This window comes from Bordetella genomosp. 13 (assembly GCF_002119665.1).
Classification (GTDB): domain Bacteria; phylum Pseudomonadota; class Gammaproteobacteria; order Burkholderiales; family Burkholderiaceae_B; genus Bordetella.
In genome coordinates, this window is sequence record NZ_CP021111.1 from 2,123,644 (window position 1) to 2,147,335 (window position 23,692).

Consider the following 23,692-nt stretch of genomic DNA (forward strand, 5'->3'; position numbering starts at 1 on the left):
AACCCGAAATTGTAAACTCTCGCTCGTGAAACCACCGCTGCGCATTTATCGCTACCTGCCCCCGCCGGCCCGGCGCCTTCCCTGCGCCCTGACCATCGGCAATTTCGACGGGGTCCATCGGGGCCATCAGGCCATACTTTCGCTCGTACGCCGCGAGGCGCAGGCACGCGGCCTGGCATCGTCCGTGATGACTTTCGAGCCGCATCCGCGCGAATACTTCGCGGCGCTGAACCAGCGCCCCGAACTCGCGCCCACGCGGATCTCGGGCCTGCGCGACAAGCTGGCGGCGCTGGCGCGCGCCGGCATCGAACAGGTGGTGGTCGAGCGCTTCGATGCTCGCCTGGCCAGCATGTCGGCCAACGCCTTCATCGAAGACCTGCTGGTGCACGGACTGCACACGCGGTGGCTGCTGGTGGGCGAGGATTTTCGCTACGGCAGCAAACGAAGCGGCGACATCGACCTGCTGCGCGAAGCCGGCCTGCGGCACGGTTTCGAGGTGCATACGCTGTCCGACGTCACCGACCCGCACGGCCATCGCATTTCAAGTTCCGAAGTGCGCACCGCGCTGGCGGTAGGCGACCTGAAGCGCGCACAAGAGCTGCTGGGCCACCCTTTCCACATCAGCGGCCACGTCATCCACGGACAGAAACTCGGCCGGCAGCTGGGCTTTCCCACCATGAACCTGCGGGTGGCGCCGCGCTGCGCCGCGCGATCGGGCATCTACGTGGTGCGAGTGCTGGGGCTGGGCGAGCAGCCGCGTGCCGCCGTGGCCAGCCTGGGCGTGCGCCCCACCGTCGAAGACCATGGCCGTGTGCTGCTCGAGACGCACTTGCTGGATGGCCCCGCCGATGCTTACGGTAAACTCGTGCGCATCGAATTCCTGCACAAGCTGCGGGACGAAGAGAAATTCCCCGACCTCCTCTCCCTGACTGCCGCCATCGCCGAAGACGCGCGAAACGCGCGCGCCTACTTTGCCGTTCATGGACTATAAAAACACCCTCAACCTGCCCGATACTCCCTTCCCCATGCGCGGCGATCTCGCCAAACGGGAACCGGCCTGGGTGGCCGAATGGGAAGAGAACCGCGTCTACCAGGCCATCCGCGCGGCCAGCAGCGGTCGCCCGCGCTTCGTGCTGCACGACGGTCCCCCGTATGCCAACGGCGACATCCACATCGGGCACGCGGTCAACAAGATCCTGAAGGACATCATCGTCAAGAGCCGCAACATGGCCGGCTTCGACGCGCAATATGTGCCGGGCTGGGACTGCCACGGCATGCCGATCGAGATCCAGATCGAGAAGAAATACGGCAAGCACCTGCCTGTGGCCGAGGTGCAGTCGCGCGCCCGCGCCTATGCGCTCGAACAGATCGATCGCCAGCGCAAAGACTTCAAGCGCCTGGGCGTGCTGGGCGATTGGGATCGCCCGTATCTCACGATGAACTTCAGCAATGAAGCCGACGAGATCCGCGCGCTGGGCCGCATCCTGAAAAAGGGCTACGTGTTCCGCGGGCTGAAGCCGGTGAACTGGTGCTTCGACTGCGGTTCGGCGCTTGCCGAGGCCGAGGTCGAATACGCGGACCGCGTCGATCCCGCCATCGACGTCGCCTTCCCGTTCGCCGACAAGCCCGCGCTGGCCGCGGCCTTCGGCCTGAGTTCGGTGGAAGACGGCGCCGCGGTCATCTGGACCACCACGCCCTGGACGATACCCTCGAACCAGGCGCTGAACGTGCACCCCGAGTTCGACTATGCGCTGGTGCGCGTCACGCCGGCGCCCGCGCATGGCCCGCTGCTGCTGCTGGCGGCCGAGCGCGTCGAAGAGTGCCTGAAAACCTGGGGCCTGGAAGGCGAGATCATCGCGACCGCGAAGGGCGCCGCGCTGGCCGAGCTGCGCATGCGTCATCCGCTGGCGTCGGCCGATGCGGGCTACGACCGCACCTCGCCCATCTACCTGGGCGACTACGTCACGCTGGACGCCGGCACGGGCGTCGTGCACTCGGCGCCCGCCTACGGTATCGAAGACTTCGTCTCGTGCAAGGCGCATGGCCTGCGCGACGACGACATCATCAGTCCCGTGATGGGCGACGGCCGTTACGCCACCAGCCTGCCGCTGTTCGGCGGCCTGTCGATCTGGGACGCCAACCCCAAGATCGTCGAGGCCCTGAAGGCCGCCGGCTCGCTCATGCACGTGGTGAAGCTGTCCCACAGCTACATGCACTGCTGGCGCCACAAGACCCCGGTCATCTACCGCGCCACCAGCCAGTGGTTCGCCGGCATGGACGTGCAGCCCAACGACGGCAGCGCGCCCCTGCGGGAGACCGCGCTGGCGGCCATCGACGCCACGGCCTTTTATCCCGCATGGGGCCGCGCGCGCCTGCACGCCATGATCGCCAACCGGCCCGATTGGACGCTGTCGCGCCAACGCCAGTGGGGCGTGCCCATGGCCTTCTTCGTGCACAAGGAAACCGGCGCGCTGCATCCCCGCACCGACGAACTGCTCGAACAGGTGGCGCAGCGCGTCGAGCAGCACGGCATCGAGGCCTGGCAAAGCCTGGACCCGCGCGAACTGCTGGGCGACGAGGCCGACGCCTACGAGAAGAACCGCGACACGCTGGACGTGTGGTTCGATTCCGGCACCACCCACGCCACCGTGCTGGGCGGCAAGGACCACGATCTGGGCGGCTCGCACGGCGAACAGCTTTCCTGGCCCGCCGACCTCTACCTGGAAGGCTCGGACCAGCACCGCGGCTGGTTCCATTCGTCGCTGCTCACGGGCTGCATGCTGTATGGCCAGGCCCCTTACAAGGCCCTGCTGACGCACGGCTTCGTGGTCGACGGCCAGGGCCGCAAGATGAGCAAGTCGGTAGGCAACGTGATCGCGCCGCAGAAGGTTTCCGACTCGCTGGGCGCCGAAATCCTGCGGCTGTGGGTGGCGTCCACCGATTACTCGGGCGAGCTGTCCATCTCCGACGAGATCCTCAAGCGCGTGGTGGAAGGCTATCGCCGCATCCGCAACACGCTGCGTTTCCTCTTGGCCAACCTGGCGGACTTCGACCCGGCCACGCAGGCCGTGCCGCACGACGGGCTCTTCGAGATCGACCGCTATGCGCTGGCCATGACGGCGCAGATGCAGGCCGAGGTGCTGGGCAATTACGAGCGCTACGACTTCCATCCGGCCGTGTCGCGCCTGCAGACCTTCTGCTCGGAAGACCTGGGCGCTTTCTACCTGGACATCCTGAAGGATCGCCTGTACACCACGGCGGCCGGCAGCCGCGCGCGCCGTTCGGCGCAGACCGCGCTGTTCGAGATCACGCAGGCGCTGCTGAAGCTGATGGCGCCCATCCTGTCGTTCACCGCCGAAGAGGCGTGGAAAGTGCTGGGCGCCTCGACCCTGCGGCAGCAGGACGAGGCGGCGCGCGCCACCATCTTCACGCAGCTCTATCACACCCTGCCGGCGTTCGGCGACGCCGAGGCGCTTACGGCCAAATGGTCGCGCCTGCGCGCTATCCGCGCCGAGGTGCTGCGCAAGCTCGAAGAGGTGCGCACCGCGGGCGGCATCGGCTCGTCGCTGCAGGCCGAGGTCGACATCCACGCCAGCGCGCAAGACCGCGAGTGGCTGGCCAGCCTGGCGGGCGACCTGCGCTTCGTGCTGATCGTCTCGCGCGCCACGGTGCACGAGGGCAGCGGCGAACTGCAGGTGCAGATCACGCCCTCTTCCAGCAGGAAGTGCGATCGCTGCTGGCACTGGCGTGACGACGTGGGCGCGGATGCGGCGCACCCCGACATCTGCGGCCGCTGCGTCGCCAACCTGTTCGGCTCGGGCGAGCCGCGCGACAAGGCGTAAGCATGGCCGATACCAAAGAAGCCCCCCGCGCCCCGCTGGCACGCTGGCTCGGCCTGGCCGCACTCATCATCGTGTTCGATCAGGCCACCAAGCTGTATTTCGAAAACGCCTTCGCGTACGGGCAGCGCCTGAACGTGCTGCCCATCTTCGACTTCACGCTGATGTACAACCGCGGCGCGGCCTTCAGTTTCCTGGCCTCCGAGGAAGGCTGGCAGCGCTGGCTGTTCACGGTGCTGGGCATAGGCGCGGCCGTGGTCATCACCTGGCTGCTGCGCCGTACGCACGGCCAGCCGCGCTTCTGCCTCGCCCTGACGCTGATCATGGGCGGCGCGCTGGGCAACGTGATCGACCGCGTGGCTTACGGCCACGTCATCGACTTCCTGCTCTTCTACTGGCGCGACTGGTACTATCCGGCCTTCAACGTGGCCGACGTGGCGATCACGTGCGGCGCGGTCTTGCTGGTGCTGGACGAGATCCTGCGCGCCCGCAAGGCACGCGCGGCGAGCGCGTAGGTCTTCGCGGCGTGGGGGCACACCCTTCTGCCGCCGGGCCGCTCCCAAGGCAGAAGCGCCCCCTCGGGGGGCAGCAAGCCGAAGGCGCAGCGTGGGGGCCCTCGTTTTGCCGCATAATGGCACGATCCCTACACGACTAGTGCAGCCATGCTAGACCTCGCCCGCAAACGCATCGTCCTCGGCCTCACCGGGGGCATTGCCTGCTACAAGATCGCCGAACTGGTGCGGCGCATGACAGAGCAAGGCGCGATCGTCGACGTCGTCATGACGGAAGCGGCCACGCACTTCATCACGCCGGTCACCATGCAGGCGCTGTCGGGTCGCCCCGTGTTCGTCGATGCGTGGGACGCGCGCGTGCCCAACAACATGGCGCACATCGACCTGACGCGCGGCGCCGATGCGGTGCTGATCGCCCCGGCCAGCGCCGACTTCATGGCCAAGCTGGTCCACGGCCTGGCCGACGATCTGCTCTCCACGCTGTGCCTGGCCCGAGCCTGTCCGTTGCTGGTGGCGCCCGCCATGAACCGCGAGATGTGGGCCAATCCGGCCACGCAGCGCAACGTGGCGCAACTGCGCGCCGACGGCGTCACGGTGCTGGGTCCGGCCGCGGGCGAACAGGCCTGCGGTGAAACCGGCAGCGGCCGCATGCTGGAACCGCACGAGTTGCTGGCAGACCTCATCGCCTCGTTCCAGCCCAAGCTGCTGGCCGGCCGCCACGTACTGCTTACCGCCGGTCCCACGTCCGAACCGGTCGACCCGGTGCGCGTGCTCAGCAATCGCTCGTCCGGCAAGACGGGCTATGCCCTGGCGCGCGCCGCGCACGAGGCCGGCGCGCGGGTCACCCTGATCACCGGCGCCACCGCGCTGCCGATCCCGCGCGGCGTGACCGCGCTGCACGTGATGACCGCGCGCCAGATGCGCGACGCGGTGATGGCCAGCGCGGCCGATGCCGACGTGTTCGTCGCGGTGGCGGCGGTGGCCGACTGGCGCATCAAGAACGTCAGCGACCAGAAACTGAAGAAAACCAGCGAGGGCGGCGGCGCGCCGGCCCTCGAATTCGAGCCTAATCCCGACATCCTGGCCGAAGTCGCGCGCATGGCCGATGGCCCCTGGTGTGTGGGCTTCGCGGCCGAGACCGAGAAGCTGGCCGAGCATGCCGAGGCCAAGCGCCAGCGCAAGGGCATACCGCTGCTGGTCGGCAACCTCGCGCACAAAGTGATGGATGCCGACACCACCGAGCTGGTGCTGTTCGACGCCAAGGGCGTGCACCCCCTGCCCGCCGCCCCCAAGCTGGACGCGGCGCGCCGCCTGGTGGCCGAGATCGCGGCGCGGCTGCCGGCCGGGAACTGAGAGCGCCCGGGCCAGCATAGCCCGCTCGCCGTGCACGGCGCATTGCGCATCACGGACGCGAGGCGCTTTCGAACCTACGCGCTGCTGGTTCCCAGCCTGGCCTCGCCGCCCCCGCGCGTCAGCCGCGCCAGCAAGGCCACCACCCCCAGCGTTACCACCACGCGGCCCGCCAGCACCACCCAGATATCCGCCCCCAGCACCATCATCAGCGCCGTGTCCTCGATCAGCGAATGGCACAGCGACAGCCACGACAGCGCCAGGAAGCGCGTGCGGGCCGGATACTGCTGTTTCTCGGCCTCTTCGATGATAAGCGCGCCGCCGTACGTGAGCCCGAGCAGCACGCCCACGGTGGTGACCGGCGTGACGCGCGGATCCAGCCCCGACAAGCGCAGCAGCGGCGCCATGGCCGCGGTGATCCAGCGGGTGGCGCCGATGCGCTCCAACACATCCAGCAGCACCAGCAGCGCCACCAGCACCGCGTAGGTCACCAGCAGCGACGTAATCGTGCCGCGCAGCCACGGGCCGAACGCATGCGGATCCGTGTCGCCCGCCAGCGTGGACTGCTGCAGCCAAGTCAAAGACAGCGGCTCCTGCAGCCAGCCGCCCATCTTGCAGGTCCATGCGACCACGGCGCCATAGCCCAGCGCCGCGCCCACGCGCAGCGCCGCGGTGGCCCAGAAACTGGCGCCCGCGCGCCGCACGATGGCCTGCTCCACCGGCAGCGAATGCGCGAACAGCATCATCGCGGCAAGGGCGCTGAACTGCGCGGTCGTGAGGTCGAGTACGGGCGCAAAGCTGATCAAGGCCGCGATCGCGCCGTAGATTCCGATGAAGACGCTGGCCACCCAGATCATGCCCGCCTCCGGCGGCAGGTCGAGCAATGCCATCACCGGAGCGAAGCCGCGGCCCAGCGCGTCGATCCAGCCGAGCCACTGGCCCGCCTGCACCAGCACCATCACGGGCAGCATCACCTTCACCAGGGCCAGGAACAGGCGCGCGCTGCGGCGCCACAACTGAAGCAGATACGGAATCATCGACGTGCAGGAATGGTGGAAAGGACGCCAGCATAGCGGCGAGCCGGAACAATAGGGACGCGATATTCTTTTGCGGCGCGCGCGTTTATTGATATAAACCGCCGGTTACACACAACTTTCTTGCGCCATGGATATCGACGCCATCGACCACCGCATCCTGGACATCCTGCGACAGGATGCCGACCTGTCGAACCATGCCCTGGCGGCGCGCGTGGGACTGTCGCCTTCGGCGTGTCTGCGGCGCGTGGCGCGGCTGAAGGAATCCGGCGTGATCCGCCGCATCGTGGCGGTACTGGATCCCGCCCGCATGGCGCGGCCGCTCACCGCCATCGTCACCATCGAGTTCGCCCAGCACACCGCGGCCCTGCGCCAGGCCTTCGCCCGGCGCGTGCGCGACGAGGCCGCCGTAAGCCAGTGCCACATGGTGACCGGCCAGGTGTCGGCCATCCTGACCGCGCATCTGCGCGACATGGACGAATACCTGGCCCTGGCGGAGCGTCTGTTCGACCGCGATGAGAACGTGCGCGCGTTCTATACCCACATCGTGATGCAGACCATCAAGGACGAGGCGGCGCCGTCCTGAGCCGCCCCGCGCCCGTCACCGCAGCGCCTGCTCGGACCAGCTTGCCAACGGCAGGGGCAGCCCCTGGGCGATGCGGTCCATCATCCGCCGCAGTTCCGGGCCGCCGCCGCGCGCGCTGGGCCAGCGACGCGGCGTGACCGCATGCCAGGCCCCGTCGGCGCCGCGCTCCGCCATCACGAAGCGGAAGGTGTAGTACCCCGGGATGCCCATGCGCAGGTCGGTGACCACCAGCGCATCGCCCAGGGCGTCGTAGCGCAGCCAATCGTCGGTGAACCAGCGCAGCCGCGCGTGCAGCGGTGCATCGGCCAGCGCATCGGCCAACTCGGGGTGGCGCGGCAGGCGCAGCGTTTCGGGCGCAGCGCGATCGAACCAGCCGCTGATGCCCTCGTAGTACGCGCCGTCCGATCCGATGGCCACCACGCGCCACAGCAGCGTATTGAACGGCATCGGCGTGCCCAGGACGCGCTCGACCTGCACGCCCTGCCGGGCCAGCTCATCCTGTACGCGCTGTTCGGCATGCCAGCGGCCCGCCAGCCCCGCCAACAGGTACAGCCCGCCGAACAGAACGGTGACGGCCACGGCCCGGCGCATCCCCGCCGTGAGTCCGAACAGCGCGGCAGCCAACACCGCCAGCAGCATGGGAACGGTGTAGACCGGATCGATGATGAATACCGCCGACCAGCTTTCCGGCGTCCAGGTCAGCGGCCAGAACAGCTGCGTGCCGTACACCGTGAACGCATCCAGCACGGGATGGGTGAACAGCACCAGCCAGATCGCCAGGAACAGCCGCCCCGCGCCGTATGGCGCCTGCGGCCAGCGCTTGCGCACCAGCCAGGCCAGGCCCCCGGCCAGCGCGGTCAGCACGAACACGGAATGGGAGAAGCCGCGGTGATACGTCATGGACGAGACCGGGTCGGCGTAGCGCACCAGCACGTCGAGGTCGGGCAGCGTGCCCAGCGCCGCCCCGTAGAGCAGCGCCTTGCGGCCCTGGAAGCGCCCCATCAGCGCGCCCTGTATGCCGGCGCCCAATACTGCCTGCGTGATGGAATCCATGGATACTTCGGTCCTGAAATCGATGGCCTGCCTGCGATACCGCCCCGCGCGGTCCGTTCAGGCAGGCGTTAAGATACAGGATGCCCACGGCTCTCACGGCTTTCGCCCCTACATGGACCATTACATCGATCAGATCGGCGCTTTCATCCAGACTCACCAGGAGTGGGCGGGGCCGATCACCTTCCTGCTGACCCTGGGCGAATCGCTGCTCGTGGTCGGCCTGTTCATCCCCGCCACGGCGCTGCTGCTGCTCACGGGCGGCCTGATCGGTTCCGGCACCCTGAACCCCTGGAGCATACTGGCCTGGGGCGTCGTCGGCGCCGTGGTGGGCGACGCCATCTCTTACGGCATCGGCCGCTGGCTTGGCCCGGGCGTGCTGCGCCGCTGGCCGCTCAGCCGGCAGCGCGCCAACGTCGCGCGGGCACGGTTGTTCTTCTGGCGCTATGGCTTCGCCTCGGTGGTGCTGGGCCGCTTCCTGGGGCCCTTGCGCTCCACCGTGCCCACGGTCGCGGGCGTCATGCGCATGCATCACCTGCGCTTCCAGGCGGCCAACGTGCTGTCCGCGGTGCTGTGGCTGCCGCTGATGCTGGCGCCCGGATACCTTACCGCGCGCGGCCTGGGCGCTGCCAAGGATGCCCAGCAGATCACCCTGGTCGTCGGCGTGATCGCCTCCATCGTGGTGGGCGGGTGGTTGATGGCGATGCTGGTGCGCAAGAGGCGCCCGGTGGCCGAACGCCACAACAGCTGACCGGAGCACGGCTCATGGCATTGCCAGGCGAACCCAAGAACGGCGACTTCGCCAGCTACGTCGAGTCGCTCAGCCGCAATGGCGGTCCGGCGCCGGGGCAGGTGCTCCAGCCTGTCCCTCGCGAGCAGCGGCCGCGCGAACCGGCCCCGAAGCCGGCCGCAAGATCCGCTGCCGCAGCCGCCGCCAAGCCCTCCGGCGGGCCCGACGCATCCGGCTGGGGACGTAGCGACAAGCCGGCGCCGGCCGCCACGGCCACGCCGCTGCCCGCTCCCGCGCGCGGCACGCCAGGAGGTTTCGCCGACGGATCGCCGGCCGCGCAACAGCTGGCCCGCGTCAGCTCGCATCGCCGCGTGGCGCTGATTCTCACCCTCGCCGCCGTGGCGCTATGCTGGAGCGCCTTCGCCACCGTGATCGAGGCGATGAACCGGCAGCCGCGGCAAGTGGAAGACTTCTTTCCCGCAGTATTCCTGACCTTCGTCGCGCTGATGCTCTTCAAGGCGGCCAGCCGGTTGCGCGCCAAGGCCCGCGAAGGCGTCCTGCCCAAATACGGTCCGCTGGAAACCTTGACTAGGCGCCCTGACCGGCAGGGATGACTCGCGGCGCGGTGGGTTCGACAGACCTCACACGCTTCTTTGGTACCCTAGTTCTCCCCATCGCCGGCGGACTCGTCCCCGGCCACGTCTCCTTTCATTCCCCATGAACTCCGTAGACCTGAAGATCCTGGATGCGCGCATGCGCGACTTCCTGCCCGCGTACGCCACGCCCGGCTCGGCCGGCCTGGACTTGCGCGCCTGCCTGGACGCGCCGCTGACGATTGCGCCGGGCGCCACCGAGCTGGTGCCCACCGGCCTGGCCATCCATATCGCCGACCCCGGCTATGCGGCGCTGATCCTGCCGCGCTCCGGGCTGGGACACAAGCACGGCATCGTGCTGGGCAACCTGGTGGGCCTGATCGACTCCGACTACCAGGGCCAGCTGATGGTCTCGACCTGGAACCGCGGCGCCGCCGCGTTCACGCTGCAGCCCATGGACCGCCTCGCCCAACTGGTGATCGTTCCCGTGCACCAGGTGGCGTTCAACGTGGTCGAGGACTTCGCCGCGTCGGACCGCGGCGCCGGAGGATTCGGCAGCACCGGCCACGGCTGATCCCAGTCAGCGTTGTCCCGTGCGCGTTTCGCCGAACAACGCCTTCTGCTCGCGCGGCTGCGAACGCCAGTACTGCGGCGGCGCCTTGACCTGCGCGCCCAATTCGGCGGCGGCATGCCAGGGCCAGCGAGGGTCATACAGCATGGCGCGCGCCAGCGCGATCATGTCGGCCTGACCGTTCTGCAAGATCCGCTCGGCCTGGGCGGCCTCGGTGATGAGACCTACGGCCATGGTGGGCATGCCCACTTCCCGCTTCAGTCTTTCGGCATACGGCACCTGGTATCCCGGTCCCAGCGTGATCTGCTGGCTCGGGGACACGCCGCCGGTGGACACGTCGATGAAGTCGCAGCCCAGCGCCTTCAGTTCGCGCGCGAACGCCACGGTCTGGTCGACATCCCAGCCGCCTTCCACCCAATCCGTCGCCGACACCCGCACCCCCACCGGCCGGTGCGCAAGCGCCTGGCGCACAGCCTGGAAGACCTCGAGCGGAAAGCGCATGCGGTTGGCGAGCGAGCCGCCGTAGTCATCGCTGCGCTGGTTCGCCAGCGGCGAGAGGAACTGGTGCAGCAGATAGCCATGCGCGGCGTGCAGCTCGATCACTTCGAAGCCGAGCCGGTCGGCGCGCCGTGCGCTGTCGACAAAGGCCTGCCGCACGCGCGCCAGCCCCTGGACGTCGAGCTCGCGCGGCGGCAGTTCGCCGGCGGCGTGAGGCAGCGCCGACGGCGCATGCGCGGTCCACCCGCCCTCTTCCAGCGGGATCTGCTTGCCGCCCTCCCAGGGCGCGCGGCTGGAGGCCTTGCGGCCGGCATGGCCCAACTGGATGCCCAGCTTGATGGGGGAATAACGCCGGATGGCGCGCACCACTTTCGCCAGCGCGGCCTCGGTGGCATCGGACCACAGGCCCAGGTCGCCCGGGGTGATGCGGCCGTCGGCCTCGACGGCGGTGGCCTCGACGATCAGCAGGCCCGCGCCCGACAGCGAGAGGTGCCCCAGATGGATCATGTGCCAATCGTTGGCACAGCCCTCTTCCGCGGAGTACTCGCACATGGGGGCGATGACGATACGGTTGTCCAGCGTGACATTGCCGAGCGAGATCGGCGAGAAAAGCAAAGCCATGGGGTTCCTTCATGACCGGGACCGGTCCGCGCCGCCATCGCGGCAGCGGCCATGCCCGGGCGCAATACGGTGGGCGAAACACCGCAGCATAGCCCCTCGTCGGCCCCGCCGCCCGCATCGCCCTGCCGCGGTGACGGATATGCGGCGGCCTTATTCGGCTTCGATCACCGACTGCAGGAACTGCTGCGTGCGCGGTTCCTGCGGCGAGCTGAACAGCGTGGCGGATTCCGCGTCTTCCACGATGTTGCCCTGGTCGAAGAACAGCGTGCGGTCGGCCGACCGCTCGGCGAACTTCATCTGGTGCGTGACGATGAGCATCGTCATGGTGTGTTGTGCCGCCAGGTCGCGCATGATCTGCAGGACGCCGCCCACCAGTTCCGGGTCCAGCGCCGAAGTCACCTCGTCGAACAGCATGATCTCGGGCCGCATGGCCAGCGCGCGCGCGATGCCCACGCGCTGCTTCTGCCCGCCCGACAACTGCGCGGGATAGGCATCCAGCTTGTCGCCCAAGCCCACCAGCTCGAGATACTCGCGGCCGCGAGCCACGGCCTCGTCGCGTCCCAGTCCTTCGACGTGGATGGGCGCCTCGATCACGTTGCCCAGCGCGGTCTTGTGCGGGAACAGGTTGAAGTGCTGGAACACCATGCCGATCTTGCCGCGCACCCGGCGCACGTGCGCCGAATGCGGACCGACTTCATTGCCCTGCGCATCGCGCCACATGGATACGCCGTCGATGAAGATGTCGCCGCTGGTGGGCCGGTCCAGCGTCATCAGCAGACGCAGCAGCGTGGACTTGCCCGAGCCCGAAGGCCCGATCACCGCGACCGTCTGGCCCGCCGGAATCTCGAGATCGATGCCGCGCAGCACGTGCAGGTCGCCATACTGCTTGGTCAGTTTTTCCAGCCGGATGCTTGCGCTCATCGTTTTGCTCCATACAGTTTCAGGCGGTTCTCCACGCGCCGCACGCACCAGGCGGCGGCCAGGCTCAGCACCAGGAACAGCACGCCCACCAGCGTAAGCGGCTCGGTGTAGCGGAAGGTGGCGGAACCGATCATCTTGCTTTGCTGCAACAGCTCGACCACCGTGATGGCGGACAGCAGCGGGGTGTCCTTGAACATGGCCACCAGGTAGTTGCCCAGCGCCGGCACCACGGGCGGAATGGCCTGCGGCAGCGTCACGCCGACCGCGGTACGCCAGCGCGACAGGTTCAGCGCCGTAGCCGCCTCGACCTGGCCGCGCGGCACGGCCTCGATGCCAGCGCGGTACACCTCGGCGCAGTACGCCGCGTAATGCACGCCCAGCGCCAGGATGCCCGTGGCCAGCGGCGACAGGCTGACGCCCACGCTGGGCAGCACGTAGAACAGGAAGTACATCTGCACCAGCAGCGGCGTGCTGCGCACGAACTCGATGAGGAAAGCGGTCGGCGCGGACACGATGAACAGCGGCGAGCGCCGCAGCAGCGCCAGCACCAGCCCGAGCGTGACGGCCACCAGCATGCCGATCAGCGTGGCCTGCACCGTGACGATCAAGGCCTGGCCCAGCGTGGGCAGTATCTCCCAGGCGAAACTCCAGTCGAATATCGGGTTCATCGGACTTTGAACCTCCGTTCGAGCAGGCGGATGCCGCCCGTGATCAACAGAGCCACCGCGAAGTACATCAGCAGCATGGCGACGAAGACGTCCGTGGTGCGCAGCGTATCGCTGCGCAGCAGCTGGCCGCGGAACGTCAGGTCGGTGATGGTGATCAGCGACACCAGCGCGGTGTTCTTCAGCAGCTCGATCAGCAGGTTGCCGGCAGGCGGCAGCATGGCGGAGAACGCCTGCGGCAGCACCACGCGACGCATGATCTGCGCGCGCGTGAAGTTGAGCGCCAACGCGGCCTCGCGCTGCCCGGCCGGCACCGCGGCGATGGCGCCTCGCACCACTTCCGCGCCGTACGCGCCGGCGTTGGCGGCCAGCACCACGATGGCCACCAGCAGCGCGGGCAGCTTGATGCCGAACATGGTGGGCAGCACGTAATAGAACCAGAAGAGCTGCACCAGGGCCGAGGTGCCGCGGAAGACTTCGACGTACACCGTCGAGACGGCCCGCACGGCGCGGCTGCCCGACATCTTGCCCAGACCGGCGGCAAGGGCCATCGGCACGGCCAGCGCCGCGGCGCCGACCGTGATCTGCAGCGTCACGGCCAGGCCTTCGAGCAACGGCTCGAGCAAGGCGATCATGTCGTCCATATGCCGGCCCCTTACTTCGTGCCGCAGAGCTTGGCCGCCGTGACGTCGCCGGGCAGTTCGCTCTCGGTGAACCCGAACGGCTCGACCAGCTTGCGATGCTCTTCGCTGCCGATCAGCTTGGCCAGCTCGGCGTTGAAGGCGTCGGCGAAGGACTGGTCTTCCTTGCGGAAAGCGAAGGCGCCGTAGCCGCGCACGTTCTCACCCTGGATGACGGGGTCGGTGAAGGGTTCGGCCTTCTGCACCGCCTGGTCGGTGACCTTGGTCATCAGGTCATTGATGGTGAGCGCGGTGGCCGCATAGGCATCGGCGCGGTCGGCCTGCACGCCCGACAGCGCGCTGACCGCGTCGGGAAACACGATGACGCGCTCGGACGGAATGTTCAGCTTCTGTGCGTAGTCGCCCTGGATGGCGCCCACCACGACGCCCAGCCGCGCATCCTGGCTCTTCAGCACGTCCTCATAGCTGTGCAGATTCTTGGGATTGCCCTTCTGCACCATGAAGGCCTCCCCCACCCCGTAGGTGGGGTTGGAAAACGCGACCTGGGCGCAACGCTCGGGCGTGACATACATGCCCGCGGCGATGATGTCGAAGCGTCGGGCCTGCAGGCCCGGAATGAGCGAGCCGAACTCGGTCAGCACCCCTTCCACTTCACTGACGCCCATGCGCTTGAGCACCACCCGGGCGATTTCGACGGCTTCTCCGGTAACGCGGGCCTCTTTGCTGTCCATGTAGGCGAACGGCGCCTCGTTGGCATAGCCGATGCGGATCGTGCCGGTCTTGCGGGCGGCTGCCAGCGTGTCGGCTGATGCGCCCTCGGACGTGGCGGCCTTTCCCGCGGCCGGTTCGTTCCCGGTGGTTCCTGAGCCCGAATCGCAGGCTGTCAGCGCCAGCCCCAGTCCTGCCGTCAGCAAGATGCGTTTCGCGGCGTGCGCGATACTTGCCATGTTCTTTTCCTCCCGGGTTTGCTACACGATCAATTCTCTCAAAATGATATCCCATCGAATCATTTGAGCACGAAGGATATGTCACAAAAGAAGGCAGGCCAACTGCCTGCCTCTCCGGGAAGCGCCACGCCGGCCGGCGCGGCGCAGGTAACCGGGGCCTACTGCGACGCGTACGAGAACCGGCCGCCGCGCACCACGCCCATTACCCGGGCGCGCTCGTCGAAGCCCTGGTGGTCTTGCGCCGAGATGTTCAGCACGCCGTTCGGCACCACCAGGTCGCGGGTATTCTCCAGCGCGTCGCGCAATGCCTTGCGGAACTCGGGGGTGCCCGGCTTGGCGCCGGTCTTCAGCGCACGGCCAACGGCCGAATCCAGCAGCATCCATGCGCCATAGGCGTCGCCCGCGAACTGGGTAAGCGTGTTGGGGCCGTATTGCGCCTCGTACTTGTCGGCGAACGCCACCGCTACGGCCTTCACCGGGTTACTGTCGGGCAGTTCGCGCGCCACCACGCCAGGGCCGGTGGGAAACAGCGTGCCTTCGACTTCCTTGCCGCCCACCTGAAGGAATTCCAGCGTGCCGATACCGTGGGTCTGGTAAATGGTGCCCGAGTAGCCGCGTTCCAGCAGCGTTTTCTGCGGCAGGGCCGCCGGTGTGCCGGAACCGGCCACCAGCACCGCGTCCGGCTTGGCCGAAATGACCTTCAGCGCCTGGCCGACCACCGAGGCGTCGGTGCGCTGGAAGCGCTCCTGCGCGACGATCTTCAGGCTGTCTCCGGCCGCGGCGTTGAAGGCCTGCCACCAGCTGTCGCCGTACGAATCGGCGAAGCCGATGAACCCCACGGTCCGCACGCCCTTGCGCTTCATGTCCTCGACCAGGACCGAGGCCATCAGCGTGTCGTTCTGCGGCATCTTGAACACCCACTTGCGCTTGGGGTCGGACTGCGGCTCGACGATGACGGCCGAGGCGGCCAGGGCCACCATCGGCGTGCCCGTTTCAGCGGCCACGTCCAGCCCCGCCACCGCGGCGGCGGTGGTGTTGGGCCCGACGATGGCGTCGACCTTGTCTTCCGATGTCAGCTTGCGGAAATTGCGCACCGCGCGGCTGACGTCGGTCGCGTCGTCCAGCACCACATAACGCGCCGGCTCGCCGCCCAGCGTAGCCGGCCACAACCGGATGGCGTTGTTGGTCTGGATGCCGATGGCCGCGGCCGGGCCGGTCGTGGACACGTCCACGCCGATGACGACTTCGGCATTGGCGGACAGGGCGGGAAGCGCGATGGCGACGACGGCGGCAAGGCGGGCTAGCGCGTGAGGCATGAAGAATCCGGATATAGAAAGCAATATGGACGAAGCGGGCGGATGTTGGGGCCGGCCCAAAGCGTCATTGTGCCTCATGGACCGACGTGCCCGCGACCGCCGCGCAGCGAACGCGCAAGGCGCATCCGGGCGGCTTTCTCATGATCGGGCGGCCCGGTCCTCGTATACCAGCGCGGCCAGCGTGAGATCCTCGAGCGCGCTGCCCACCGCCTTGAAAATGGTGATTTCCGCGGCGTCGCGGCGGCCGGGCGCCCTCCCCGCCACCAGGTCGTACAGATTCCCGCGAATCGCATCGCGCCGCAGCGTGCCGGCCTGGAACGCGGTCAGCAGATCTCCCGCCTTGGTCGGAGCTTCGTCGGTATCCACGTATACCGAGGCGCTCGCGAAACAGTCGGCATGGGCCTCGATCATCTCGGGCTTGAAGCTGCCGATCAGGTCGAGGTGCGTGCCCGGCCTCAGCCAGGCGCCGCGCACCAAAGGCCGGGTTGCCAGGGTGGCGCAACTGACGATGTCGGCCTGGCGCACCGCGGCCTCGAGGTCGTCCACGGCGCTCGCGTCGCAGCCTTGCGAAACCAGGGCGTCGGCCAGCGCATGCGCGCCGGCCGGGCGCACGTTCCACACCAGCACCCGGTCGATCGGCCGAACCGCCCGCATGGCCGGCGCCACCAGGGCGGCAATGCGCCCCGCCCCCACGATGAGCAGCGTACGCGCATCGGCGCGCGCCAGGTACGAGGCGCCCAGCGCGGCCGCCCCCGCGGTGCGGTAGGCCGTGACCACGTCTCCGTCGACTTGCGCAAGCGGCACCCCGGTACGGGCGCTGTACAGCGTGTACGTGGCATGCAGGCCGGGCAGGCCCTGCCGGGTGTTCTCGGGAAAGATGTTGATGACCTTCACGCCGAAATAGCCCTGCTCGTTCCAGGCCGGCATGATCAGCGACGTGCCATGCGCCCCGCCGGACTCGACGGCATGCACGTGGCGCGGCGGCACCGTGGCGCCAGTACGGAAAGCCTCGCGCAGCGCGGGGATCACCGTCTCGAAGGACAAGGCGCCGCGCGTGGCCGCCGTATCGATGAGCTGCATTGTTCGAACCCACCCTTGCCTGCTTGCAGAAGGCAGCATTATCGCTCGGGCGGAAACCTGGCGGACACATTCCGGCCCGCCAGTCGCCGTATCATGGAAGGCCATCCGCGGCGTCGCCTGCTGCGATCCGGGCGCGGCCAGCCCGGCAGCCACGACGACGTCACAGGCGGCATGGACACGTTATCGTCCGGCGGCATTGCGCCCCCAACTTTCCAGGAGTCCCCTTATGAAGAAGACTGCTTCCGCTGTCTGGCAAGGCGATCTCAAGACCGGCAAAGGCACCGTCTCGACCCAGAGCGGCGCGCTGCGCGAGCAGCCGTATGGCTTCAACACCCGCTTTGGCGACGAGCCCGGCACCAACCCCGAAGAACTGCTGGGCGCCGCGCACGCCGGGTGCTTCTCGATGGCACTGTCGAACATCCTGGGCGAAGCGGGCCTCACGCCGGCCCGCATCGACACCGCGGCCGAAGTCACCCTGGACAAGACCGATGGCGGCTTCTCCATCACCGCCGTGCACCTGAAGGTCGTGGCCGAGATTCCCGGCGCCGACGCCAAAGCCTTCGAAGAAGCGGCCGCCAAGGCCAAGGCCGGGTGCCCGGTGTCCAAGGTGCTGAACGCCAAGATCACCATGGACGCCAAGCTGAAGAGTTGATCGCGCTCTGGAAGGGGCCATCCGCCACGCGTTGCGGAAAGCTATCGGACCCTTTCTATAAATCAATTTGCCCGTCAGGGCGGCGGTCCCGAGAATAACAACTATTCTCAGGACCGCAACATGAACACTCTCATCCTGGCCTTGTCCGGCAGCGCCGCTGCCCACCAGCACCCTCCACTACGCATGGCCGGCCTGCGTGCCGTGGCCGGTTCCGGCCTGCTGGTGGCAGTCGGCTACATCGATCCGGGCAACTGGGCGACCGACATCGCAGGCGGCAGCGGCTTCGGCTATGGCCTGCTGGCCGTGGTGTTCGCGGCGGCGCTGCTGGGCATGGGCTTCCAGGTGCTGACGGCGCGGCTGGCGCTGGCCACCGGACAGGACCTGGCCACCCTTACCGCCCGCCACCTGCCCCGCCCGCTTGCGCGCAGCGCCTGGCTGGCCGGCGAAGCTGCCATCCTGGCCACCGCATTGGCCGAACTGATCGGCGGGGCCATCGCGCTGCGCCTGCTTCTGGGCCTGCCGCTGATGGCCGGCGTGGGCGTGACGGCGCTGGGCACGCTGGCCGTGTTCTATGCCGCCCGCCGCAACGCCGACCGGCACGAACAGGTCATCGGCGTCCTGCTGGGCGTGGTGGCCGTGGCCTTCGTCTATCTGCTGGTCCGGGCCCAGCCCTCGGCGGGCGACGTGGCTTCGGGCATCGCCGACACGGGCAACACCTTGCGCGACCCCGAGGCGTTTCTGATCGCACTGGGCATCCTGGGCGCCACGCTGATGCCGCACAACCTCTATCTGCATTCCGGCGCCCTCGCGCAGCGCGCGGCCGCGCTGTCGGCGGCGGATCGTCCGATGGCCATGCGCATCGCCCGGAACGACACGATGGTCTCCCTGGGCATCGCCATGCTGATCAATGCCGCCATCATGGTCGTCGCCGCCGCATCGCTGTCAGGCTCGGGACCCGTGGTGGCCAGCCTGGACGGCGCGCACGCCGCCATCGGGCAGACGCTGGGGGCCGCGGCCGCGGTCGTATTCGGCGTGGCGCTGTATGCCGCGGGCCAAAGCTCCACGATCACGGGCGTGATGGCCGGACGCGTGCTGTCGCGCGGCTTCCAGCCCGCCGGCAGCGGCTGGTGGGAACGCCGCCGCGCGGTGATCACGCGCGCCGTGGCGGGCGTGGCTGCCCTGGCGCTGCTGGCTGCGACGGGCGGTCGCGATCCGGACGGGCTGCTGGTGCTGAGCCAGGTCATCCTCAGCCTGGCGCTGCCCTTCGCGTTGATTCCGCTGGTGGTGCTGGCCCGCCGGCGCGACGTGATGGGACGCTATGTGCTGCGGGGCGGCTGGGCCGTGGCGGCGCTGGCGGCCACCACCGGCATCGTGCTCCTGGACGGCTACCTGCTGGCGCAGACGCTGTTCTGAGGCAGGATCAGCGCGGCCGGTAGGCCGAGATCACGGGATGGTCCTCGCGGGCGGCCTGCATGCCCTGCATGATCTCGCGCCACGCGTCGCCCAGGTCGCTGCCCAGCCGCTTGAGCCGCCGCACGCGCGAGCGGGCCAGGGACTGCCCGGCGTTCTTGACGGGTGCGGGGGCGATGCGGACGTCGGTACGGACGGTGTCGATCATGGCTCTCTCCAGGAGGCGCGGGGAAACCGATGATCCATCTTAGGCCGCTGCATGATGCGTCGCCACAGAAGCGGCGAAAACGCCGCAATACCGTTGCGCAATGGGCACACCCGGCCTGAATCCCCGGGCGGCTCAGGCCTGGTCGAGCTGGTCCAGGTCCACCGGCAAGGCGCGGTTCAGCACCCCCGCCACCTTCACGCGCAGCGCATTGGAGTGGGCCCGCCGTACTTCGCGCTTCACGTCCAGCAACTGCTGCGGGTGCATCGAGAACTCGGTGAGCCCCAGTCCGAGCAGCAGCCGGGTATACCGCGAGTCGCCGGCCATCTCGCCGCATACCGCGACCGGCTTGCCGGCTCGCTCGCCGACGTTGATCGTGTTGGCGATCAGTCTCAGTACGGCCGGATGCAGCGGATCGTACAGCGACGACACCTCGTCATCGCCGCGGTCGATGGCCAGTGCGTACTGGATCAGGTCGTTGGTGCCGATCGACAGGAAGTCCAGCGCCTGCGCGAAGGGCTCGATGGCGATGGCAATGGCGGGCACCTCGACCATCGCGCCCACTTCCATATGAGGCGCATAGACCTGCCCGCGCGCATCCAGTTCGGCGCGCGCGGAAGCCAGCGCCGCGAAGGTGGCATGGACCTCGTGCATGTGCGCGATCATCGGCACCAGCATGCGCACGGGCCCATGCGCGGAAGCCCGCAGAATGGCCCGCAGCTGCGTGGCAAACATCTCGGGACGCGCCAGGCAATAGCGGATGGCGCGCTGCCCCAGCGCCGGATTGGTGGCCACGGTGGCCTCGCCGTCCAGCGTCTTGTCGGAGCCGATGTCCAGGGTGCGGATGGTGACGGGCCGGCCAGCCATGACCTTGACCACCGAGGCATAGGCCTCGTACTGCTCTTCTTCGGTGGGCAGCGTGGCGCGACCCATGAAAAGGAACTCGCTGCGGAACAGGCCGATGCCATGCGCGCCCGCGGCGACCGCCTGGTGGGCCTCGTCGGGCAGCTCGATGTTGGCGTGCAGGACAATGTCGATGCCGTCCACCGTGACCGAAGGCACGTCGCGCAGGAGCGCCAGCTCGGCGCGTTCGTCCGCGTACACCTGCTGCAGCTGGCGATACTCTTCGAGTATGCGCGCCGACGGGTTGACCAGCACATTGCCCGTGGCGCCGTCCACGATGAGCATGTCGCCGTCGCGCAGCAACTGGCGCACGTTGCCCATGGCAACGACGGCCGGCACGCCCATGCTGCGGGCAACGATGGCGGTGTGCGAAGTGGGCCCGCCCAAGTCGGTGACGAAGGCGGCGAAGCGCGCGCCGCGCAGGCGCAGCATGTCCGCCGGCGAGATGTCATGGGCCACCACCACCAGGGGCTCGTCGCCGTCGACGTGGCAGGTATCGGGCAAGGTGGCCGGCGTACCGGACAGCACCAGCAGCACACGCTCGATGACCTGGCGGACATCGGCGCCGCGCTCGCGCAGGTATTCATCTTCCATGGCGTCGAACTGCTCGGCCAGCATCTGGCCTTGCGCGGTCAACGCCCATTCGGCGTTGTACTGGCGTTCCGCGATGAGCTCGAGCGCCGGCTCGGCCAGCAGCGGATCTGCCAGCAACAGCCTGTGCACGTTCAGCATGGCGCCCAGTTCGCGAGGCGCATCCTCGGGCAAGGTGTCGGCCATCTGCAGCAGCTCGTCCTGCGCCTGTTGCAGCGCGGCCGTCAGCCGCTCGCATTCCGCGGCGACGTCTTCCGGCGCAATGCGGTAGTGCGCGACCTCGAGCGCCGCCGCTCCCATGACGACGGCCCGGCCGATGGCGTAGCCGCGAGCCACTGGCTTGCCCCGCAGCGCCAGCACCGTGCCCGGTGGTTCGCCCGAGCCATTCGCGCCGGCCGGCGCCGAGCCCGCGGCGGCATCCACCGGCGTTCGATGGTTCTTTCCGTTATTCGTGCTCACCGAATTTGCTGTCGAACAGGGTTTGGATCTCGGCCAGTGCCTGCTCGGCGTCACTGCCGCTGGCATCGAGCCGCACGGTGACGCCCATGCCGGCCGCCAGCATCATCACACCCATGATGCTCTTGGCGTTGACGCGCTTGGCGCCGCGCGAAATGTAGATCTCGCTGCTGAAGCGGCTGGCAAGCTGCGTCAGCTTGGCCGCAGCGCGCGCGTGCAGCCCGAGTTTGTTGCTGATGACGATGTCTGAACTAGGCATAGGATCCTGGGACCACGATACAGGCCGGCGCGGCGCATGCGTTTGCGCGGGTAGCCCTTGCAATCGGGATGATAGGGCAAAAGCGTTGCCCGTCAGTCTACCTGCAAGCAGCCCTGCACGCCGCCCGCCAGGGCCTTTTCGCGCGTCTCGGCCAGCGGGAGATTGCGGTACGTGAGCGCGCGCAGCAGCATGGGCGTGTTGAGGCCGGCCAGCACGCAGCAGCGTATGCCCTGCGCCTGCGCGTCGGCGACGGCCCGCTTGGCGATGTTGGCCGGTGTGGCGCCGATGAGGTCGGTCAGCACCAGCACGCCTTCGCCGCGGTCGACCCGCACGATGTCCTGCAGCACGGAGGGGGCCTGGTCTTCGGGCTGGTCCTCCGGCTGGATGTCGTGCACCGCCAGCGTGTCGGCGACGACGTCGCCCAGCACGTGGCTGGCCAGTTCATGCATGGCGCCGCCCAGCGGCGCATGCACCACGATGACGATGCCAGTCAAGATGGAACCCGTCCGGTGAGGCGCGACCGTTTTGGACAGGACGCGGAAGGGACGCGGAACAGTGTCATGGCGGATGGGCGGTTCAGCCTGCGGCGCGCTCGAGCGCCTTGGCGAACATCTCTCCTACGTTGAACCCGGTCTGCTCGGTGATCTCGACGAAGCAGGTGGGGCTGGTGACGTTGACCTCGGTGACGTAGTCGCCGATGACGTCCAGGCCGACCAGCAGCAGGCCGCGGCCAGCCAGGCGCTGGGCCGCGGTAACGGCGATGTGGCGATCGCGCTCGGACAGGGGCTGAGCCACGCCGCGCCCGCCCGCGGCCAGGTTGCCGCGCGTTTCTCCGGCCAGCGGGATGCGCGCCAGGCAATACGGCACCGGCTCGTCGCCGATCAGCAGAATGCGCTTGTCGCCCTTGACGATCTCGGGGATGTAGCGCTGGGCCATGATGGTGCGATGGCCGTTGTCGGTCAGCGTTTCCAGGATGGCGTTGCGATTGGGTTCTTCGGCGCGCAGGCGGAAGATTCCCGTGCCGCCCATGCCGTCCAGCGGCTTGACGATGACGTCCTGGTGCCGGGCATGAAACGCCTTCAGGCGCTCCATGTCGCGCGTGACCAGCGTGGGCGCGGCCAGGTCGGCGAACTCGGTGATGGTGAGCTTCTCGGGGTGGTTGCGGATGGCCGCCCCGCTGTTGAACACCCGGGCGCCCTGCGCCTGCGCGTATTCGAGCAAGTGCGTGGAATACACGTACTCCATGTCGAACGGCGGGTCTTTGCGCATGACCACCGCGTCGAAGCCGGACAGAGGCAGGTCTTGCGGCGCGGCGGTGTCCCGCCACCATGCATGCTCGTGCAGGTCGGCGCCATCGACCAGTTCGATGGCCGTGGCGCGTGCCTGGACGATGCCGTCCTCGACATACAGGTCGCCCTGCAGCGTGACGCTGAGCGTGTGGCCGCGGGCCGCCAGCGCGCGCATCATGGCGACGGAACTGTCCTTGTACGCCTTCAGCAGCGGCAAGGGGTCGATTACGAACAGGACATGCATCGGAACACCCGTTGATACCTCCGCCCAGACCGGCGGACACAGAGGGTCATGGTAGCGTAAATGGGGCTGTCACGGGTCCGGCGCAAGAGGAACCGACCAGGCCTGCCGCAAAAGCAGGCGGCCCGGCGCCGTGAGGCAGCCGGGCCGGTCGTCGGATGGGTCGATCAACCCGCGGCGTCGGTCTTGCCGGGGGTGGCCTTCTTGCGAGGCGCCAGCACCATGACCATCTGGCGGCCTTCCAGCTTGGGCATCGCCTCGACCTGAGCCAGTTCGGTCAGGTCATCGCGAACCCGTTCGAGCACGCGCATGCCCAGTTCCTGGTGCGCCATTTCACGGCCGCGGAAGCGCAGCGTAACCTTCGCCTTGTCGCCTTCCTCGAGGAACCGGCGCAGGTTGCGCAGCTTGACCTGGTAGTCACCCTCGTCGGTGGCGGGTCGGAACTTGACCTCTTTGACCTGGATGACCTTCTGCTTCGAACGTGCCTCGGCCTGGCGCTTCTGCTCCTGATACTTGAACTTGCCATAGTCCATCAGGCGGCAGACCGGCGGCTCGGCATTGGGCGCGATTTCCACCAGATCCACGTCGCTTTGCTCGGAGAGGCGGAACGCATCGGCGATCTTGACGATGCCGAGCTGCTCTCCATCCAGGCCTATCAGACGCACCTCGGGGACGCGGATTTCACCGTTGATGCGTATGCTTTTTTCAGTTGCGATGTTGACGACTCCTAAA

25 protein-coding genes are annotated in these 23,692 nt (G+C 68.2%); 10 read left to right on the plus strand and 15 right to left on the minus strand.

Features of this window, described 5'->3' with window-relative positions; all coding sequences use genetic code 11:
* Positions 1–25: 25 nt before the first annotated feature.
* The 4 genes from CAL15_RS09590 to coaBC all read left to right on the plus strand — a co-directional run bounded on the left by CAL15_RS09590 (position 26) and on the right by coaBC (position 5,704).
* Positions 26–991 carry a bifunctional riboflavin kinase/FAD synthetase gene (locus CAL15_RS09590; protein ID WP_086078380.1) on the plus strand — a complete coding sequence of 322 codons (966 nt, stop codon included), beginning with the start codon at positions 26–28 and terminating at the stop codon, positions 989–991.
* Positions 981–3,842 (plus strand): isoleucine--tRNA ligase, encoded by a 2,862-nt coding sequence (ileS, locus tag CAL15_RS09595; RefSeq protein ID WP_086078381.1) that lies wholly within the window; start codon positions 981–983, stop codon positions 3,840–3,842. Before CAL15_RS09590 ends, ileS begins: the two co-directional genes overlap by 11 nt.
* Before the next feature lie 2 nt (positions 3,843–3,844).
* Positions 3,845–4,354: a signal peptidase II gene (lspA, locus tag CAL15_RS09600; RefSeq protein WP_086078382.1), complete on the plus strand. Its 510-nt coding sequence runs from the start codon at positions 3,845–3,847 to the stop codon at positions 4,352–4,354.
* Between the two features lie 147 nt (positions 4,355–4,501).
* Positions 4,502–5,704, plus strand: coding sequence for a bifunctional phosphopantothenoylcysteine decarboxylase/phosphopantothenate--cysteine ligase CoaBC (gene coaBC, locus CAL15_RS09605; protein WP_086078383.1), 1,203 nt, complete (start codon positions 4,502–4,504; stop codon positions 5,702–5,704).
* 74 nt (positions 5,705–5,778) lie between these two features.
* Here coaBC and CAL15_RS09610 read toward each other — a convergent pair whose 3' ends face one another.
* Complete coding sequence (locus CAL15_RS09610; protein ID WP_086078384.1) at positions 5,779–6,738, minus strand: nucleoside recognition domain-containing protein; 960 nt, start codon at positions 6,736–6,738, stop codon at positions 5,779–5,781.
* 127 nt (positions 6,739–6,865) lie between these two features.
* Here CAL15_RS09610 and CAL15_RS09615 point away from each other — a divergent pair, with 127 nt between their 5' ends.
* Positions 6,866–7,321, plus strand: coding sequence for an Lrp/AsnC family transcriptional regulator (locus CAL15_RS09615; protein WP_086078385.1), 456 nt, complete (start codon positions 6,866–6,868; stop codon positions 7,319–7,321).
* Positions 7,322–7,336: 15 nt separating this feature from the next.
* Here the strand turns inward: CAL15_RS09615 and CAL15_RS09620 are convergent, their stop codons facing one another.
* Positions 7,337–8,374 (minus strand): metal-dependent hydrolase, encoded by a 1,038-nt coding sequence (locus CAL15_RS09620; RefSeq protein WP_086078386.1) that lies wholly within the window; start codon positions 8,372–8,374, stop codon positions 7,337–7,339.
* A 112-nt stretch (positions 8,375–8,486) separates the two neighbouring features.
* On the opposite strand from CAL15_RS09620, the gene CAL15_RS09625 reads away from it, so the two are divergent.
* The 3 genes from CAL15_RS09625 to dut all read left to right on the plus strand — a co-directional run bounded on the left by CAL15_RS09625 (position 8,487) and on the right by dut (position 10,268).
* Entirely contained in the window at positions 8,487–9,122 is a 636-nt protein-coding gene (locus CAL15_RS09625; protein WP_086078387.1) for a DedA family protein, read from the plus strand.
* 14 nt (positions 9,123–9,136) lie between these two features.
* Positions 9,137–9,715: a hypothetical protein gene (locus CAL15_RS09630; RefSeq protein WP_086078388.1), complete on the plus strand. Its 579-nt coding sequence runs from the start codon at positions 9,137–9,139 to the stop codon at positions 9,713–9,715.
* Between the two features lie 103 nt (positions 9,716–9,818).
* Positions 9,819–10,268: a dUTP diphosphatase gene (dut, locus tag CAL15_RS09635; protein WP_086078389.1), complete on the plus strand. Its 450-nt coding sequence runs from the start codon at positions 9,819–9,821 to the stop codon at positions 10,266–10,268.
* Between the two features lie 6 nt (positions 10,269–10,274).
* Here dut and CAL15_RS09640 read toward each other — a convergent pair whose 3' ends face one another.
* The 7 genes from CAL15_RS09640 to CAL15_RS09670 all read right to left on the minus strand — a co-directional run bounded on the left by CAL15_RS09640 (position 10,275) and on the right by CAL15_RS09670 (position 16,954).
* Positions 10,275–11,384 carry an NADH:flavin oxidoreductase/NADH oxidase gene (locus CAL15_RS09640; protein ID WP_086078390.1) on the minus strand — a complete coding sequence of 370 codons (1,110 nt, stop codon included), beginning with the start codon at positions 11,382–11,384 and terminating at the stop codon, positions 10,275–10,277.
* A gap of 150 nt (positions 11,385–11,534) precedes the next feature.
* On the minus strand, positions 11,535–12,305 hold the full coding sequence (gene ehuA, locus CAL15_RS09645) for an ectoine/hydroxyectoine ABC transporter ATP-binding protein EhuA (protein ID WP_086078391.1): 771 nt from the start codon (positions 12,303–12,305) through the stop codon (positions 11,535–11,537).
* A complete protein-coding gene (gene ehuD, locus CAL15_RS09650; protein ID WP_086078392.1) occupies positions 12,302–12,973 on the minus strand; it encodes an ectoine/hydroxyectoine ABC transporter permease subunit EhuD in 672 nt (223 codons plus the stop codon). The genes ehuA and ehuD overlap by 4 nt, the downstream gene beginning before the upstream one ends.
* On the minus strand, positions 12,970–13,614 hold the full coding sequence (ehuC, locus tag CAL15_RS09655) for an ectoine/hydroxyectoine ABC transporter permease subunit EhuC (protein ID WP_086078393.1): 645 nt from the start codon (positions 13,612–13,614) through the stop codon (positions 12,970–12,972). The genes ehuD and ehuC overlap by 4 nt, the downstream gene beginning before the upstream one ends.
* Before the next feature lie 11 nt (positions 13,615–13,625).
* Complete coding sequence (gene ehuB, locus CAL15_RS09660) at positions 13,626–14,558, minus strand: ectoine/hydroxyectoine ABC transporter substrate-binding protein EhuB (protein ID WP_086078394.1); 933 nt, start codon at positions 14,556–14,558, stop codon at positions 13,626–13,628.
* Positions 14,559–14,716: 158 nt separating this feature from the next.
* On the minus strand, positions 14,717–15,874 hold the full coding sequence (locus CAL15_RS09665; protein WP_086078395.1) for an ABC transporter substrate-binding protein: 1,158 nt from the start codon (positions 15,872–15,874) through the stop codon (positions 14,717–14,719).
* A 138-nt stretch (positions 15,875–16,012) separates the two neighbouring features.
* Positions 16,013–16,954, minus strand: a complete 942-nt coding sequence (locus CAL15_RS09670; RefSeq protein WP_086078396.1) for an ornithine cyclodeaminase family protein — start codon at positions 16,952–16,954, stop codon at positions 16,013–16,015.
* A 226-nt stretch (positions 16,955–17,180) separates the two neighbouring features.
* Between CAL15_RS09670 and CAL15_RS09675 the strand changes: the two genes are divergently transcribed.
* Together CAL15_RS09675 and CAL15_RS09680 are read left to right on the plus strand one after the other, a co-directional pair.
* The gene (locus CAL15_RS09675; RefSeq protein WP_086078397.1) at positions 17,181–17,606 is read left to right on the plus strand and encodes an OsmC family protein; all 426 of its coding nucleotides are present in this window, start codon (positions 17,181–17,183) and stop codon (positions 17,604–17,606) included.
* A 120-nt stretch (positions 17,607–17,726) separates the two neighbouring features.
* Positions 17,727–19,019 carry an Nramp family divalent metal transporter gene (locus CAL15_RS09680; RefSeq protein ID WP_086078398.1) on the plus strand — a complete coding sequence of 431 codons (1,293 nt, stop codon included), beginning with the start codon at positions 17,727–17,729 and terminating at the stop codon, positions 19,017–19,019.
* A gap of 7 nt (positions 19,020–19,026) precedes the next feature.
* Here the strand turns inward: CAL15_RS09680 and CAL15_RS09685 are convergent, their stop codons facing one another.
* From CAL15_RS09685 to infC, 6 genes are all read right to left on the minus strand, one after another.
* Positions 19,027–19,224: a hypothetical protein gene (locus CAL15_RS09685; RefSeq protein WP_086078399.1), complete on the minus strand. Its 198-nt coding sequence runs from the start codon at positions 19,222–19,224 to the stop codon at positions 19,027–19,029.
* A gap of 132 nt (positions 19,225–19,356) precedes the next feature.
* Positions 19,357–21,051, minus strand: coding sequence for a phosphoenolpyruvate--protein phosphotransferase (gene ptsP, locus CAL15_RS09690; RefSeq protein WP_086081021.1), 1,695 nt, complete (start codon positions 21,049–21,051; stop codon positions 19,357–19,359).
* Between the two features lie 109 nt (positions 21,052–21,160).
* Positions 21,161–21,430, minus strand: coding sequence for an HPr family phosphocarrier protein (locus tag CAL15_RS09695; protein WP_086078400.1), 270 nt, complete (start codon positions 21,428–21,430; stop codon positions 21,161–21,163).
* 92 nt (positions 21,431–21,522) lie between these two features.
* Positions 21,523–21,924: a PTS sugar transporter subunit IIA gene (locus CAL15_RS09700; RefSeq protein ID WP_086078401.1), complete on the minus strand. Its 402-nt coding sequence runs from the start codon at positions 21,922–21,924 to the stop codon at positions 21,523–21,525.
* Between the two features lie 82 nt (positions 21,925–22,006).
* Entirely contained in the window at positions 22,007–22,963 is a 957-nt protein-coding gene (gshB, locus tag CAL15_RS09705) for a glutathione synthase (protein WP_086078402.1), read from the minus strand.
* A 164-nt stretch (positions 22,964–23,127) separates the two neighbouring features.
* Positions 23,128–23,676, minus strand: coding sequence for a translation initiation factor IF-3 (gene infC, locus CAL15_RS09710; protein WP_086078403.1), 549 nt, complete (start codon positions 23,674–23,676; stop codon positions 23,128–23,130).
* Positions 23,677–23,692: the final 16 nt, after the last annotated feature.